Source organism: Micromonospora yongxingensis, from assembly GCF_052601155.1.
Genome location: NZ_JBQXEO010000020.1, coordinates 36,287 through 50,516, shown reverse-complemented (window position 1 = coordinate 50,516; position 14,230 = coordinate 36,287). Strand labels below are relative to the sequence as shown.

The following is a 14,230-nucleotide window of genomic DNA, read 5'->3' as shown; positions in this document are numbered from 1 at the left end:
ACGCGACGACGAGGCCGGGTCACCCGTAGGTGACCCGGCCTCGTCGTGTCCGTTGCGGGTTGTCGAGCTGGAGGTCAGCGGTCGTTCATGCCGGCGCGCCGGCGCAGCGCGGCCACGTCGGTCACCACGATGCGGCGCCCCTCGGTGCGCAGCCAACCACGACTGGCGAACGAACCGATCGCCTGGTTGACGCTCTGCCGGGAGCCGCCGGCCATCTCGGCGAGCTGACTCTGGTTGAGCTCGATCGTGATCATCGGTGCCTGGCTCTCGCCGGCCAGCCGGACCAGCGTCTTGGCCACGCGACCGGGCAGGTCGAGGAAGACGTGGTCGGCGTTCTGCTCGGTGAGCCGGCGGATCAGCCCGCCCAGCGAGCGCATCACCGCGTCCAGGATGCGGGGGTTGGAGTGCACCAGCTCCATGAACGCCCCCCGGGACAGCGCGAGCGCCGCGCAGTCCTCGATGGCCTCCGCCGAGGCGGACCGGGTGGACGCGTCGAGCAGGGAGACCTCGCCGAGCACGTCCGGCGGACGGATCACCGACAGCACGGCCCGCTCACCGGTCGGTGCGGTGCGGAACACGGCCACCGCGCCGCGACGCAGCACGATCAGCGACTCGCCGGGGTCGTTCTCCACGAAGAGCAACTGCCCCTTGCGGTAGGTGCGCGGGACGGCGGCGGCGATGACCCGTTGCCGCACCTCGGGCTCCAGCCCCGCGAACATCTCGACACCCGTGAGCGCGTCACCCGGCTCCGGCAGGCGAACCTCCACGGCCCAACCCCTCCCCGGTCAAGGACCACAACTCGCTCACCGGGCGAACCTGCTGGCCCTGACAAGGTGAACTGACACCGGTTCGGCGTCCGGTAGCGGTACACATCAGATCATGACGGTCCGGTCGCTTGCTGTACACCCCTCGAAGCACTTCCGTGACCGTCGCGAGCTGCGGCGTACCGCTTTGCAGGGGTGCGGTTCCGCGTCGGCGGCACGGGTCCCGCTGGCCCGGGCCGCGCCGACCGCCGGCCCCGCCGAGCGCCGCCGCGGGGTGGTGGGCGAGGATGGCTGGAATGGTCTACCGCTACTTCTACGACTGCGAGTTCATCGAGGACGGCCAGGTCGTCGACCTCGTCTCGATCGGTGTCGTCGACGAGTACGGCCGCGAGTTCTACGCCGTCTCCACCGAGTTCGACAACTCCCGCGCCGTGCCCTGGGTCCGGCGCAACGTGCTGGACAAGCTGCCGTCGCCGGCCGACCGGGCGTGGCGTTCGCGGGAACGCATCCGTGACGACCTGTACGACTTCCTGGTCGAACCGGTCCGGGACCGGCCGGGGGAGCAGCTGGAGCTGTGGGCCTGGTACGCCGCGTACGACCACGTGGTGCTCGCCCAGCTCTGGGGTGCGATGCCGGCGCTGCCCCGGGAGATCCCGCGGTTCACCAAGGAGTTGCGGCAGCTCTGGGACGACCGTGGCCGGCCGACCCTGCCGGACGCGGACGCGGCCCGGCACGACGCACTGGTCGACGCCCGGCACAACCTGGCCCGCTGGCGGGCGATGACGGCCCGCTGAGCGGCGGCGCCCGTGTCGGCCGTTCCGCTGGAGGTTTGACCGGTTCTGTCCCGGGCATCGGTTCGACGAGTCGATCCGAGGGAGACTGCCATGAGCAACGAGCCGACCACCGCGGCCGAGGCCCGTGCCCGGGTCACCGAGCTGGCCCGCGCCGCGCGGATCTGCATGCTCACCACGATCGCCCTGGACGGGCGGCAGGTGAGCCGGCCGATGGGGCTCCAGGAGGCCGAGTTCGACGGCGACCTGTGGTTCTTCGCCTACGACGACTCGGCGAAGGTCCGCCAGATCCGGGTGAACCCGGAGGTCAACGTCGCCTTCTCCGACCAGAGGCACAACTCCTGGGTGTCGATCTCGGGCACGGCCAACGAGGGGTTCGACCGGTCCCGAGCCGAGCAGTTGTGGAGCCCGGTGCTCAAGGTGTGGTTCCCGGACGGGCTGGACACCCCCGGCCTCACGATGATCAAGGTGCACGCCAGCTCCGCCGAGTACTGGGACTCGCCCAGCAGCACCGTGGTCAACCTGCTCGGCTTCGCCCGGGCGGCGGTCACCGGCCAGCCGCCGAAACCCGGCGAGAACCACGAGGTGACCTACTGACCGCGACCGGTGGCGGGTCGCTCCGGGGCGCGCTGTCGCCGCACAGGCAGGCCGACTACAGTGCGCAGTGACGGCCCGCCCCGGGCCGGCAACGGCGCCGAGGTCTGACCTGACACATATCCTGGGGCATATCGGGCTTTACCTGATGCTCCAGGAGGATGAGCGGATCATGCGTATCGGCGTGCTCACCGGCGGCGGCGACTGCCCCGGTCTCAACGCGGTCATCCGGGCGGTGGTCCGCAAGGGCGTCGCCACCTACGGTCACGAGTTCGTGGGCTTCCAGGACGGTTGGAAGGGCCCGCTGGAGGGTCTGTCCCGGCCCCTGGGTATCGCCGACGTCCGCGGCATCCTGCCCCGCGGTGGCACCATCCTCGGCTCGTCCCGGACCAACCCGTTCAAGATCGAGAACGGCGTCGAGCGGATCAAGGACAACCTCGCCTCGCAGGGCGTGGACGCGCTCATCGCCATCGGCGGCGAGGACACCCTCGGCGTGGCCACCAAGCTCTACGAGCTGGGCGTGCACGTGGTCGGCGTCCCGAAGACGATCGACAACGACCTGGGCGCCACCGACTACACCTTCGGCTTCGACACCGCGGTCAACATCGCGATGGAGGCCATCGACCGGCTGCACACGACTGCGGAGAGCCACCACCGCACCCTGGTCGTCGAGGTGATGGGCCGGCACGCCGGCTGGATCGCCCTGCACGCCGGCCTGGCCGGTGGCGCCAACGTGATCCTGCTGCCCGAGCGTCAGTTCGACGTCGACCAGGTGGCCGGCTACGTCGAGAAGCGCTTCCAGCACCAGTACGCCCCGATCGTGGTGGTCGCCGAGGGCGCCCAGCCGCTCGACGGCCAGATGGTGCTCGCCAACCAGGAGCTGGACTCGTTCGGTCACGTCCGCCTCGGCGGCATCGGCCAGTGGTTGGCCGAGCAGCTGGAGGCCAAGACCGGCAAGGAGGCCCGCACCGTGGTGCTGGGTCACATCCAGCGCGGTGGCACCCCGACGGCCTTCGACCGGGTGCTCGCCACCCGGCTCGGCCTGCAGGCCATCGACGCCGTCAACGAGGGCGACTGGGGCAAGATGGTCGCGATGCAGAGCACCGACATCGTTCGGGTGCCGCTGGCCGAGGCCACCCGCGAGCTGAAGACCGTCCCGCTGGAGCGGTACGCCGAGGCCGAGGTCTTCTTCGGCAGCTGATCGACGGTCGGCGGCGCGGCGGGCCTGCGGGTCCGCCGCGCCGCGACCCGATGCGAGGGGGGTACGGCCGAGATGTCAGCCGGGGTGCACACGGTCGCGGTGATCGGCGCGGGCAAGATCGGTGAGCTGATGCTCTCCGGGCTGCTGCGCTCGGGATGGCCGGTGGACCGGCTGCTGGCCACCGCCCGCCGACCGGCCCGCGCCGAGGAGCTGACCGCCCGCTACGGCATCCGGGTGGTCGACAACGCGGCCGCCGTGGACGAGGCGGCGGTGCTCGCCATCTCGGTGAAGCCGCAGGACGCGGCGACGCTGCTCGACGAGATCGGCCCCAAGGTGCCCGCCGACAAGCTGGTCATCTCGCTCTGCGCCGGGCTTCCCACCAGCTTCTTCAGTCGCCGGCTGCCCGAGGGCACCCCGGTGGTGCGGGTGATGACCAACACCCCGGCGCTGGTCGACGAGGCGATGACGGCGATCTCGGCGGGCGCGTACGCCACCGGGGCGCACCTGGCGCTGGCCGAGGAGATGTTCAAGCCCCTCGGCCAGACGATCCGGGTGCCCGAGTCGCAGCAGGACGCGGTCACCGCGCTCTCCGGCTCCGGCCCGGCCTACTTCTACCTGCTGGTCGAGGCCATGATCGACGCCGGGATCCTGCTGGGGCTGCCCCGGCAGGTCGCGCACGAGCTGATCGTGCAGACCGCGATCGGCTCCGCGGTGATGCTGCGTGACTCCGGCGAGCACCCCGTCAAGCTGCGCGAGGCCGTCACCTCGCCGGCCGGCACCACCATCTCCGCCATCCGTGAGCTGGAGAAGCACGGCGTACGGGCGGCGCTGCTCGCGGCGCTGGAGGCCGCCCGGGACCGCGCCCGGGAGTTGGCCGCCCAGGCCGACTGAGGCGGTCGCGGGCCGCGGGGTCCTGTGCCGCCCGACGGGTGCCGCATACTGGCCGGGTGTTCACACTCGCCCAGGCCCGGCACCTCGTGGCCACCCTGCAGCCGCGTGTCGACGAGTTGATCCGGCTCCGGGCCGACCTGGCCGAGCTGCGCGTCGACCTGGCCGACCACGGCGTCAGCGCGCTCGGCGGGTTGGCCGAGGTGAAGGGTCTGGAGGCCCGGCTGCACGCCGTCGTCGACGAGCTGCACCAGCACGACATCCAGGTCAAGGGCATCGCGCCGGTGCTGCTCGACTTTCCCGGCGAGCGGGCCGGCCGCGCCGTGCTCTGGTGCTGGCTGGAGGGGGACTCCGACGTGCGCTGGTACCACCGGGCCGAGTGCGGCTTCGCCGGCCGCCGCCCGGTCTGACGCCGCTGCCGGCGCGGACCGCCGGGCAGGAGTCCACGATCCACTCGGGATGCCGGAAACCGGGGCATCGCGGCGAGCCGAACACCACGACATCCTTGAACCGAGGTGATCAGGTCGCTTCGGCCACCGCGAACACCACCACGTTGTCCCGGTAGTGCCCGCTCCGCCGGTCGAAGTCACCCCCGCAGGTGACCAGGCGCAGCTCCGCACCGGGCGTCGGCCCGTAGACCGCCGCCGTGGGGAAGCGGTCCTTGCGGACCCGCAGCGACCCGGTCACCCGGAACGACAGCCGCCGCGCGCCGCGCCACACCTCCACCCGATCACCCGGGCGCAGCTCACCGAGCCGGGCGAACACCGCCGGGCCGCGCCGCGAGTCCAGGTGCCCGGCAAGCACCGCCGGACCGGTGTCGCCGGGGGCCGGGCCACCGCCGTACCAGCCGGCAACGCCGAAGTCGTCCGGCGGGACCAGCGCACCCGCGCCGTCCAGGCCCAGCACGCTGAGCGGGGAGTCGACGCCGATGCGCGGCACGCGTACCCGGGTGGGTGGACCCTGCGGCGCGGGCGCGACGGCCACCGACGGGCAGCCGTCGGTGCAGCCGGGGTGCCAGCTCGCCACCGGCGGCGGGTTGCCGGTGCCGGCCAGCCCGACCCCGGTGCCGGCGGCCAGGCAGACCGCCGCGCCGGCCGCGACGAGCGCGGCCAGCGGCACCCGGCGGTCGCGGTGCCGCCGGATCGACAGGTCCGGCCCTGCGCTCACCAGGTGGTGCGCCGCCGCCGACGCCAGAGCAGCAGGGCGACCGCGCCGGCCGCCACGGTCAACCCGCCGGCCACCAGGGGGTACGCGTCCAGCCCGGTCCCGGCGGTGCCACCGGCGCCGGTGTCCACCCCGCCGGCCGGGACGACAGTGCCGCCCTCGGCGTCGCGCCGCAGCTCGGCGGTGAGCCCGCCCTGCTTGGAGTCGAGCACCAGCAGCGAGTAGACCGCGCCGCCGGTCAGCCGCACCTCGGCGTCGGTGCTCGGGCCGCCCGCGCCGGTCAGCCGCAGACGCCAACTGCCCGGCTCGACCTGCTGGTATTCGGTCGTGGTGGCGAACTGCACTCCGTTGGCGATCGTCGGGCCGTCGGCGGCCGCCACGTCGAGCACCGGGGTCCGCACCGACGCCTGCACCACCCGCACCTTGGCGCGGCCGTCGCTGGGGGCGCTGAGGTCGTCGTTGAGCACCCGAAGGCCGAGGTCGGCGTGCCGGCCGACGCCGGCCACCGTGTAGGCGTCGCCGCTGGTCACGGCCACCTCGGTGGTGAGCACCGGCGGGTCGGTGGCCGGGGCGCCGGCCTCGCGCATCGCCACCGCGTACCGGCCGGGAGGCAACGACAGGTAGTCGGAGACCACGCCGTAATCCACCCCGGGGAAGACCTGCGGCTTCGCGGCGTCCGGCGCGGCCAGGTAGACGTCCACCGCCGGGGTGTCGGGGGAGAGGTGGGCGAGTCGGACGTATCCGACGGTGTCCGCGCCGGTCGCGGCACCGGCCGGCATCGGCGTGCCGGCGGCGGCGAGAGTGGTGCCGAGCAGGAGAGCGCCGGTGTCGGCCAGCAGCCGGCGGGGTGCGGTGCGGAGCGTGTGCATGTCGCCTCCGGAAGCACGTTCGGTGAGCGGTTGGCAACCCAGGGAACAGAGTCTCGTCTACGGGACCGCTATGCAAGTTGTCCCGGGAGATGTCGCCGAATATTTGTCACCGCCCAGGACGGGGTGCCGCACCCGAGCGCGGACGGGCCACCGCCAGCCGTCCAGGTCCCTTATTCTCGGTCGATGCGGGATCGCCGGGTGGCGCTGGCGTGGACGGCCTTCGTCGTCGTCGCGGTGGTGTCCTGTGTGCTCGTGCTGCGGCGCGAGGACCGGCTCTCCGACCTGCACATCTACTACGGCGCACTGTCCGATCTGCACGCCGGCGAGCCGCTGTACGGGTACGTGGCGGAAAACGGCGGACCGTTCACCTACCCGCCGTTCGCCGCCCTCGTGCTGGGGCCGATCACCGCCGTCAGCGAGGGCGTCCTGCAAGGCTTCTGGCTGGTGGCGACGTGCGCGGCGGTCGTCGCCATCGCCGCGTCGGTCGGTGTCGCGCTGACCACCCGGCGCTCCCGCCGGCCGCTCGTCGTGGCGGTCGCGGCCACGGTGCTGATGCTCTCCGCGCCGGTGCAGAGCAACCTGCGATTCGGCCAGGTCAGCATCTTCATCGTGCTGATGGCGCTGCTGGACGGCATGGGCGTCCTCCCACCCCGACTGCGCGGGATGCTGGTCGGTGTCGCCGCGGCGATCAAGCTGACCCCGCTGCTGTTCGTGGTCTACTTCCTCGCCGTCGGGCGCTACCGCGACGCCGGCCGCGCGGCGGCGACGTTCGTGGCCTGCGCGGGGCTCGCCGCGATCGTGCTGCCCGGCGAGAGCTGGACCTACTGGACCGAAGCCGTCCGGCAGACGTCCCGGATCGGCAACCTCGCCTCCCTGGGCAACCAGTCCCTGCACGGGATGCTGCTGCGCGTCGGCGTCGACGAGTCGACGCTCCCCCCGCTCTGGGCCGGCCTGGTCGCGCTGATCTGCGCGGCGGCGCTGCTGCGGGCCCGGCAGTTGACACGGCAGGGCCGTCCCGGGCACGCCGCGGTGCTCGTCGGCTGCGCCACCGTGGCCGCGTCCCCGGTGTCCTGGACCCACCACCAGGTGTGGCCGGTGCTCGCCGCGATGCTGCTGATCGGCGCGTCCGGCGTCACCCGGCGGGCGGCCGGGGCGGCACTGCTCGCCGCCATGGTCGTCTCGTTGGGTGCGGTGCTCAGCCCGATCTCGACGCGGCCGGGCGTGCAGTTCCTCTTCGAGAACGCCCGCGCCGTCGGCGTGTGTCTGCTGTGCCTCGTCGGCTTCGGCGGCGTCGCCGTCGCCGCCCAGCGCACGAGCAGACGACCGGCCGCCGGGCGGGCCTGGCTGCGGGTGGGCGTCACGACCACGGTGGCGGTCGCCTTCTTCGCCGTGCAGCCGCTACCGGCCGGGGCCGACCCCACCTTCAAGGCGTACACCCTCGACGACGTGGTCAACCCGCGATACTTCTTCGTCTGCCGGGGCCCGGCCGAGTGCGCCGCCTACGCCACCGACGCGCCGGTCACCTTCGGCACCCGTGCCGAGAAGACGAAGGTCCGGGTCAACGGTGTGGTCTCCCCGCGGGTGACCCGCCTGGAGTACTACTCGGCCCCGGGCGGCGCGCCCCGGGCCATTCCGCTGCTCGCCGCCTACCCGGGTACGCGGACGTTCTCGTTCCGGTCGGCGACCATGGCCGAGGGACGGCTCGTCGCGTACTCCTCGGACGGCCAGCCGATCGCCAGCTACGACGACGAACTCGCCGCCGCCCTCCGTACGACCACCCGTTAGGCGGTCACTGGAGGGCGGCGGCGGTGTTCAGCGGGTGGCGGCGGCGAGGGCGGCGCGCAGCTTCTCGGCGTCGCCCGGTGCCGGGTGCTCCCAGTCGGTCGGGGAGGCGGAGTAGAGCGTTCCGTACGCCGGGGTGTCCGGCTGGTAGCGCCACCCCTCGGCGAGCGAACCGGCGTCCACCGCGTCGTAGCCGATCCGATCAAGGAAGGCCGTCACCTCGGCCTTCGCGGCGGGGTCGTCGCCGGCGATCGCGAGAGCGCTGCGGTCGGGGGCGCCGGACGGCCGGGGGAGTGCGGCCAGGCCCTTGAAGTAGATGTTGTTGAAGACCTTGACGATCCGGGCCTCCGGCAGGTGCTGCTGGAGCAGTTCGCTGCTGGTGATCTCGCCGGCGTCCAGCTCCGGGAAGTTCCCGTCGCGCTGCGGGTAGTAGTTGTTGGTGTCCATGACTACCTTGCCGACCAGCGGCTCCACGGGCACCGCCCGGTACGCCTTCAACGGAACGCTGACCACCACGAGGTCACCGACCTGGGCCGCGTCCTGTGCCGTGCCGGCGCTGGCGTGCGCGCCCAACTCGTTGACCAGGTCGGTGAGCGTCTCCGGGCCCCGCGAGTTGCTCAGCACCACGTCGTAGCCGGCGGCCACCGCCAGTCGGGCCACGGTGCCGCCGATGTTGCCACTGCCGATCAGTCCCACAGTTGTCATGCTCGTTCCCAACTCCGTCCACCCTCGACGCATTCCCGACCGGCTCGGTGGGTTATTCCGGGTTGCCCGCCGTCGGCCGGCTGCGCAGACTGCCGGGCATGCGCTGTCTCGTCGAGGATCTCGCGACCTTCGCCGTCAGGGCGGGCGCCTGGCTGCGCCGCGAGCCCGTCCTGCACAACGTACTGCTCACGCTGGTCGCCGACCGGCTCTCCGGGGACGTGCCACTCTCCGGTGACGAACGGTTCGTGCGGGTTGTCGACGGCGGCGCCACGGTGGGTGCGGTGGTGTGGACACCGCCGCGGGGGCCGCTGCTCGGTGCGGTGCCGCCGCCCGCGGCGCGGGCGCTGGCCGAGCACTTCGTCCGGGCGGCGCCGCCGCTGGTCGAGGTGCACGGCCCGGTTCCGGCAGTGGCGGAGTTCGCGCAGCGGTACGCCGAACGCGCCGGCCTGATGGCCGTACCCGGAACCGCGCAGCGGATCTTCCAACTGGACGCGGTCCGGCCGCCGACCGGCGTGCCCGGACACGCCCGCCCGGCAACCCTCGCGGACCGGGACCTGCTGGTCGAGTGGGCCGCCGCGTTCCTCGTCGAGACGGCGCCCGGCGGCCCGCCCGTCGACCTGTCCGGGCAGGTGGACGCCCGCCTGCCGCACGGGGACCTGCTCTGGCTCTGGGAGTGTGCCGGCGCTCCCGTCTCGACGGCCTGGCTGAGCCGGCCGGTGGCGGGCGTGGTCCGGGTCAGCGGCGTGTACACACTACCCGAGCAGCGCGGACACGGCTTTGCCAGCGGCTGCGTCGCGCACGTCAGCCAGTACGCGCTGAACGCCGGCGCGACCAGGTGCACCCTCTACACCGACCGAGCGAATCCCACCAGCACCCGCATCTACCAGACCCTCGGCTACCACCCGCTGGCGGAAGCGACCCAGTGGCGCTTCCCCGCGCCCTCCGCTGTGTGATCACCGCGGTTGAGGGCGGTGGGGCCGTCAGGTTGGGGGCAGCACCTTTTCGACGGCGGCGCGCAGGTTGTCGGCGGTGGGTTCGACCGTCGGAGCGAACCGGGCGGCGACCGTGCCGTCCGGGGCGACCAGGAACTTCTCGAAGTTCCACCGGACGTCCCCGGTGTGCCCGTCGGCGTCCGGGGTGTCCACGAGCGCCGCGTAGAGCGGGTGCCGGTCGGGGCCGTTGACGTCGACCTTCTCGGTCAACGGGAAGGCGACCCCGTAGTTGACCTGGCAGAAGTCGCTGATCTCGGCGGCGCTGCCCGGCTCCTGCCCGGCGAACTGGTTGCAGGGCACGCCGAGCACCACCAGGCCCCGGTCGGCGTAGGAGTCCGCGAGAGCCTGCAGGCCGGCGTACTGCGGGGTGAGGCCGCAGCGGGACGCGACGTTGACCACCAGCAGCGCCTTGCCCCGGTAGCGGGCCAGGTCGGCGGGGCCGCCGTTGAGGGCGTCGATCGGGATGTCGAAGACGGTCATGGCCCGAGGCTACGCGTCGCACCCGAGGGGCCGGTGCCGGGCGGGGAGCCGTCGCACTCCACGCACCAGGAGAAATCGAAACATGCACATCTTGACGAAGTGATGACGCCGTGAGTACCGTCTCACCATCTCTTTTGGAAAGTTTCCTAACAGTTCGGGAGACGCCTCATGAAAAGATCGCTCCGCCGGGCCCTCTGGGCCGGTGCCGTGGTCGCCGTGGCCGTCACAGCGGTGCCGATGACCACCGCGTTCGGCGCCGGCACGGTCACCACCACGTTCACCAAGGCACAGGACTGGGGGACCGGTCACGAGACGAGGGTGACCGTCACCAACGGGTCGAGTGCCACGGTCAGCACCTGGCGCATCGAGTTCGACCTGCCGTCGGGCACCACCATCAGCAGCTCCTGGGACGCCGACGTGACCAGCAGCGGCAACCACTACGTCGCGGTCAAGAAGAGCTGGGCCGGCGGGATCGCCCCCGGTGCCTCGTTCAGCTGGGGCTACAACGGCACCGGCGCCTACAAGGCGCCGCTGAACTGCACCATCAACGGCGCGGCATGCGGCGGTGGCACCCCTCCGCCCACCACGCCGCCGCCGACCACTCCGCCGCCCACCACCCCGCCGCCGACCACGCCACCGCCGACCACCCCGCCGCCGACCAACCCTGGTGACAAGAAGGTCGTCGGCTACTTCGCCGAGTGGGGCGTCTACGGCCGCAACTACCACGTCAAGAACATCCAGACCAGCGGCTCGGCCGCCAAGCTGACCCACATCCTGTACGCCTTCGGCAACACCACCGGCGGCCGCTGCGCCATCGGTGACAGCTACGCCGACTACGAGAAGGCGTACACCGCGGCGGACAGCGTCGACGGCGTCGCCGACACGTGGGACCAGCCGCTGCGCGGCAGCTTCAACCAGCTGCGCAAGCTCAAGCAGATGAACCCGCACCTCAAGGTGATCTGGTCCTTCGGCGGTTGGACCTGGTCCGGCGGCTTCACGCAGGCCGCGCAGAACCCGGCCGCCTTCGCCGAGAGCTGCTACAACCTCGTCGAGGACCCGCGCTGGGCGGACGTCTTCGACGGCATCGACGTCGACTGGGAGTACCCCAACGCCTGCGGCCTGACCTGTGACACCAGCGGTCCGAACGCGTTCAAGAACGTGATCAGCGCGCTGCGGTCGAAGTTCGGGTCCAACGCCCTGGTCACCGCCGCGATCACCGCGGACGGCAGCAACGGCGGCAAGATCGACGCCACCGACTACGCCGGTGCCATCGGTAACCTCAACTGGCTGATGCCGATGACCTACGACTACTTCGGCGCGTTCAACGCCCAGGGCCCCACCGCCCCGCACTCACCGCTCACGTCGTACACCGGCATCCCGCAGCAGGGCTTCAACTCCGACGCGGCGATCCAGAAGCTCAAGAGCAAGGGCGTACCGGCCAACAAGCTGCTGCTCGGCATCGGCTTCTACGGCCGGGGCTGGACCGGCGTCACCCAGGCCGCCCCGGGCGGCAGTGCCACCGGTGCGGCGCCGGGCACCTACGAGGCGGGCATCGAGGACTACAAGGTCCTCAAGAACACCTGCCCGGCCACCGGCACGATCGCCGGCACCGCGTACGCCAAGTGCGGCAGCAACTGGTGGAGCTACGACACCCCGTCGACCATCAACGGCAAGATGACGTACGCGAAGAATCAGGGCCTCGGTGGCGCTTTCTTCTGGGAGCTCTCCGGTGACACCAGCAACGGCGAGCTCATCGGCGCCATCAAGGGCGGTCTCGGCTGAGCCGAGGGCCGACGCACCACCCACACGGCGGGGAGGGGCCCGCACCGTCCCTCCCCGCCCGTGACGTAGCGGCCCGGTCGACGCCCAGCGTCGGCCGGGCCGCCGGCGTTGGGCGGGTCGACCCGGATGTGGCAGACTCGCGGCTCGGCAGTTTCGATGTCCCCGTCGACGGAGGTGGCCATGCGCCCGACCCACCGCAGGCTGGCCGTGACCGCCGCCGCGCTGGTGCTCCTGCCGCTCGCCCTGGCCGGTTGCGGGCTCGGCGGTGGCGGCGAGGAGCCGGCCGCCAAGCCCGATCGTGCCCCCGCCGAGGAGGCCGCCACCCGTTCGCGCGAGCGCGTGCAGGCGTACCTCGACGCGATGACCGCCAAGGACGTCGCCGCCGGCCGCAGCCAGCTCTGCGCGCTGCTGCACGACGGGTTCGACCTGAGCGCCACCGGCCCCAACGGCGACTTCGCCGACCACTTCCAGGTGCCCGAGGCGGCCATCACCGACATCCGGTCCGGCCCACGGGGCCAGGAGGTCAGCGTCTCGGTCTCGGTCACCGCCGGCAAGCGCACCGTCACCCGACCGCTGGTGTTCACCGTCACCCGCGACGGCGGCGACTGGTGCATCGCGGGGGAGGCGCCGGGTGGTGCCCCGGCCGCCGGCGCGACGCCGACCGGCGTCGTCCCCTCGCCCGCGTCCTGACCCCGCCCCGGATCTCCCACCGTGCGGAACCGTCCCCCTCGCCGCCCGGGGGTGCCCATGGTCGCCGTACGCTTTCTGTCATGCGCCATGAGTGGCATCAGCTGAGCCATCCCGCCGTGAGCAGCCCGGGCCTGCAGACCAGCCGGCCGACCATCGACTCCGCCGAGGACGCGGCCCTCGGTCTGGACCGCTGGCGGGAGCTGCCCCGCGAGCAGACCCCGCCGTGGTCCGACCCGGCCACCGTCGCCGAGGTCTGCAAGGTGCTCGACACCGTGCCGTCGGTCGTCGCGCCCTACGAGGTGGACCAGCTCCGGCAGAAGCTGGCCCTGGTCTGCGAGGGCAAGGCGTTCCTGCTCCAGGGCGGTGACTGCGCCGAGACCTTCGCCGACAACACCGAGAGTCACCTGCTGGCCAACGCCCGCACGCTGCTCCAGATGGCGATCGTGCTCACCTACGGCGCGTCGCTGCCGGTCGTCAAGGTCGCCCGGGTCGCCGGGCAGTACACCAAGCCCCGCTCACTGCCCACCGACGCGCGCGGCCTGCCCGCCTACCGCGGAGACATGATCAATTCGCTGGAGGCCGATCCGGCCGCCCGGGTCGCCGACCCGCAGCGCATGATCCGGGCGTACGCCAACTCGGCGGCGGCCATGAACATGCTCCGGGCGTACCTCGCCGGAGGGCTCGCCGACCTGCACGCGGTGCACGACTGGAACAAGGGCTTCGTGAAGAACTCCCCGGCCGGGGAGCGCTACGAGGCGATCGCCCGGGAGATCGACCGGGCGCTGGCCTTCATCCGGGCCTGCGGCATGACCGACGACGAGGCTTTGCGCACCGTCACCCTCTACTGCTCCCACGAGGCGCTCGCCCTGGAGTACGACCGGGCGCTCACCCGGGTCTCCGACCGCCGGGCGTACGGCCTCTCCGGGCACTTCCTGTGGGTCGGCGAGCGCACCCGGCAGATCACCGGCGCGCACATCGACTTCATCTCCCGGATCGCCAACCCTATCGGCGTCAAGCTCGGCCCGACCACCTCGCCGGACGAGGCGATCGAGCTGTGCGAGAAGCTCAACCCGGACAACGTCCCCGGCCGTCTCACGCTGATCAGCCGGATGGGCAACCACCGGGTGCGCGACGCCCTGCCGCCGATCGTGGCCAAGGTCACCGCGGCCGGCGCCAAGGTGGTCTGGCAGTGCGATCCGATGCACGGCAACACGCACGAGTCGTCCAACGGCTACAAGACCCGGCACTTCGACCGCATCGTCGACGAGGTGCTCGGCTACTTCGAGGTGCACCGGGGGCTGGACACCCACCCCGGTGGCCTGCACGTCGAACTGACCGGCGAGGACGTCACCGAGTGCCTCGGTGGTGCCCAGGGCATCGAGGACCTCGACCTGCCCGACCGGTACGAAACGGCCTGCGACCCGCGACTCAACACCCAGCAGTCGTTGGAGCTGGCCTTCCTGGTGGCGGAGATGCTCCGTGGCTGACGCGAGGAGTGAGCTTGCGAGCCCCGCAGTCGGCAGCCGTA

Annotated in this window: 15 protein-coding genes; 10 read left to right on the top strand and 5 right to left on the bottom strand. The window is 72.2% G+C overall.

The genetic code is table 11. The features are described 5' to 3' along the window. Positions 1–74: 74 nt before the first annotated feature. Complete coding sequence (locus tag ACTWLT_RS22635; protein WP_030337710.1) at positions 75–767, bottom strand: Crp/Fnr family transcriptional regulator; 693 nt, start codon at positions 765–767, stop codon at positions 75–77. Positions 768–1,060: 293 nt separating this feature from the next. Between ACTWLT_RS22635 and ACTWLT_RS22630 the strand changes: the two genes are divergently transcribed. The 5 genes from ACTWLT_RS22630 (at position 1,061) to ACTWLT_RS22610 (ending at position 4,648) form a co-directional block, all read left to right on the top strand. Then, positions 1,061–1,558, top strand: a complete 498-nt coding sequence (locus ACTWLT_RS22630; RefSeq protein ID WP_445320173.1) for a polyadenylate-specific 3'-exoribonuclease AS — start codon at positions 1,061–1,063, stop codon at positions 1,556–1,558. A 90-nt stretch (positions 1,559–1,648) separates the two neighbouring features. Continuing rightward, complete coding sequence (locus ACTWLT_RS22625; RefSeq protein WP_445320117.1) at positions 1,649–2,152, top strand: pyridoxamine 5'-phosphate oxidase family protein; 504 nt, start codon at positions 1,649–1,651, stop codon at positions 2,150–2,152. 169 nt (positions 2,153–2,321) lie between these two features. After that, on the top strand, positions 2,322–3,350 hold the full coding sequence (locus tag ACTWLT_RS22620; protein ID WP_252419649.1) for a 6-phosphofructokinase: 1,029 nt from the start codon (positions 2,322–2,324) through the stop codon (positions 3,348–3,350). 72 nt (positions 3,351–3,422) lie between these two features. Further along, the gene (gene proC / locus ACTWLT_RS22615; RefSeq protein WP_252419628.1) at positions 3,423–4,241 is read left to right on the top strand and encodes a pyrroline-5-carboxylate reductase; all 819 of its coding nucleotides are present in this window, start codon (positions 3,423–3,425) and stop codon (positions 4,239–4,241) included. A 56-nt stretch (positions 4,242–4,297) separates the two neighbouring features. Then, the gene (locus ACTWLT_RS22610; protein WP_252419629.1) at positions 4,298–4,648 is read left to right on the top strand and encodes a DUF2203 domain-containing protein; all 351 of its coding nucleotides are present in this window, start codon (positions 4,298–4,300) and stop codon (positions 4,646–4,648) included. A 109-nt stretch (positions 4,649–4,757) separates the two neighbouring features. Here the strand turns inward: ACTWLT_RS22610 and ACTWLT_RS22605 are convergent, their stop codons facing one another. Beyond that, entirely contained in the window at positions 4,758–5,405 is a 648-nt protein-coding gene (locus ACTWLT_RS22605) for a class F sortase (protein ID WP_445320116.1), read from the bottom strand. Further along, the gene (locus ACTWLT_RS22600) at positions 5,402–6,271 is read right to left on the bottom strand and encodes a DUF4397 domain-containing protein (protein WP_445320115.1); all 870 of its coding nucleotides are present in this window, start codon (positions 6,269–6,271) and stop codon (positions 5,402–5,404) included. The genes ACTWLT_RS22605 and ACTWLT_RS22600 overlap by 4 nt, the downstream gene beginning before the upstream one ends. Before the next feature lie 183 nt (positions 6,272–6,454). On the opposite strand from ACTWLT_RS22600, the gene ACTWLT_RS22595 reads away from it, so the two are divergent. After that, positions 6,455–8,056: a glycosyltransferase 87 family protein gene (locus ACTWLT_RS22595; RefSeq protein ID WP_445320114.1), complete on the top strand. Its 1,602-nt coding sequence runs from the start codon at positions 6,455–6,457 to the stop codon at positions 8,054–8,056. 27 nt (positions 8,057–8,083) lie between these two features. Here ACTWLT_RS22595 and ACTWLT_RS22590 read toward each other — a convergent pair whose 3' ends face one another. Then, the gene (locus ACTWLT_RS22590; RefSeq protein WP_510182490.1) at positions 8,084–8,791 is read right to left on the bottom strand and encodes an NADPH-dependent F420 reductase; all 708 of its coding nucleotides are present in this window, start codon (positions 8,789–8,791) and stop codon (positions 8,084–8,086) included. A 65-nt stretch (positions 8,792–8,856) separates the two neighbouring features. On the opposite strand from ACTWLT_RS22590, the gene ACTWLT_RS22585 reads away from it, so the two are divergent. After that, positions 8,857–9,711, top strand: a complete 855-nt coding sequence (locus ACTWLT_RS22585) for a GNAT family N-acetyltransferase (protein WP_445320112.1) — start codon at positions 8,857–8,859, stop codon at positions 9,709–9,711. Positions 9,712–9,738: 27 nt separating this feature from the next. Here the strand turns inward: ACTWLT_RS22585 and ACTWLT_RS22580 are convergent, their stop codons facing one another. Further along, a complete protein-coding gene (locus ACTWLT_RS22580; protein WP_445320111.1) occupies positions 9,739–10,230 on the bottom strand; it encodes a glutathione peroxidase in 492 nt (163 codons plus the stop codon). A gap of 168 nt (positions 10,231–10,398) precedes the next feature. Between ACTWLT_RS22580 and ACTWLT_RS22575 the strand changes: the two genes are divergently transcribed. The 3 genes from ACTWLT_RS22575 (at position 10,399) to ACTWLT_RS22565 (ending at position 14,189) form a co-directional block, all read left to right on the top strand. After that, complete coding sequence (locus ACTWLT_RS22575; protein WP_252419636.1) at positions 10,399–12,012, top strand: glycosyl hydrolase family 18 protein; 1,614 nt, start codon at positions 10,399–10,401, stop codon at positions 12,010–12,012. Between the two features lie 180 nt (positions 12,013–12,192). After that, entirely contained in the window at positions 12,193–12,702 is a 510-nt protein-coding gene (locus tag ACTWLT_RS22570; RefSeq protein WP_445320110.1) for a nuclear transport factor 2 family protein, read from the top strand. Positions 12,703–12,782: 80 nt separating this feature from the next. Next, positions 12,783–14,189: a class II 3-deoxy-7-phosphoheptulonate synthase gene (locus tag ACTWLT_RS22565; protein WP_252419638.1), complete on the top strand. Its 1,407-nt coding sequence runs from the start codon at positions 12,783–12,785 to the stop codon at positions 14,187–14,189. The last annotated feature ends 41 nt before the right edge of the window (positions 14,190–14,230 follow it).

Bases quoted from the DNA above. Each gene is read 5' to 3' on its own strand.
- ACTWLT_RS22630 (WP_445320173.1), top strand. From the start codon at position 1,061: ATGGTCTACCGCTACTTCTACGACTGCGAGTTCATCGAGGACGGCCAG.
- ACTWLT_RS22625 (WP_445320117.1), top strand. From the start codon at position 1,649: ATGAGCAACGAGCCGACCACCGCGGCCGAGGCCCGTGCCCGGGTCACC.
- ACTWLT_RS22620 (WP_252419649.1), top strand. From the start codon at position 2,322: ATGCGTATCGGCGTGCTCACCGGCGGCGGCGACTGCCCCGGTCTCAAC.
- proC (WP_252419628.1), top strand. From the start codon at position 3,423: ATGTCAGCCGGGGTGCACACGGTCGCGGTGATCGGCGCGGGCAAGATC.
- ACTWLT_RS22600 (WP_445320115.1), bottom strand. From the start codon at position 6,271: ATGCACACGCTCCGCACCGCACCCCGCCGGCTGCTGGCCGACACCGGC.
- ACTWLT_RS22595 (WP_445320114.1), top strand. From the start codon at position 6,455: ATGCGGGATCGCCGGGTGGCGCTGGCGTGGACGGCCTTCGTCGTCGTC.
- ACTWLT_RS22590 (WP_510182490.1), bottom strand. From the start codon at position 8,791: ATGCGTCGAGGGTGGACGGAGTTGGGAACGAGCATGACAACTGTGGGA.
- ACTWLT_RS22585 (WP_445320112.1), top strand. From the start codon at position 8,857: ATGCGCTGTCTCGTCGAGGATCTCGCGACCTTCGCCGTCAGGGCGGGC.
- ACTWLT_RS22580 (WP_445320111.1), bottom strand. From the start codon at position 10,230: ATGACCGTCTTCGACATCCCGATCGACGCCCTCAACGGCGGCCCCGCC.
- ACTWLT_RS22575 (WP_252419636.1), top strand. From the start codon at position 10,399: ATGAAAAGATCGCTCCGCCGGGCCCTCTGGGCCGGTGCCGTGGTCGCC.
- ACTWLT_RS22570 (WP_445320110.1), top strand. From the start codon at position 12,193: ATGCGCCCGACCCACCGCAGGCTGGCCGTGACCGCCGCCGCGCTGGTG.
- ACTWLT_RS22565 (WP_252419638.1), top strand. From the start codon at position 12,783: ATGCGCCATGAGTGGCATCAGCTGAGCCATCCCGCCGTGAGCAGCCCG.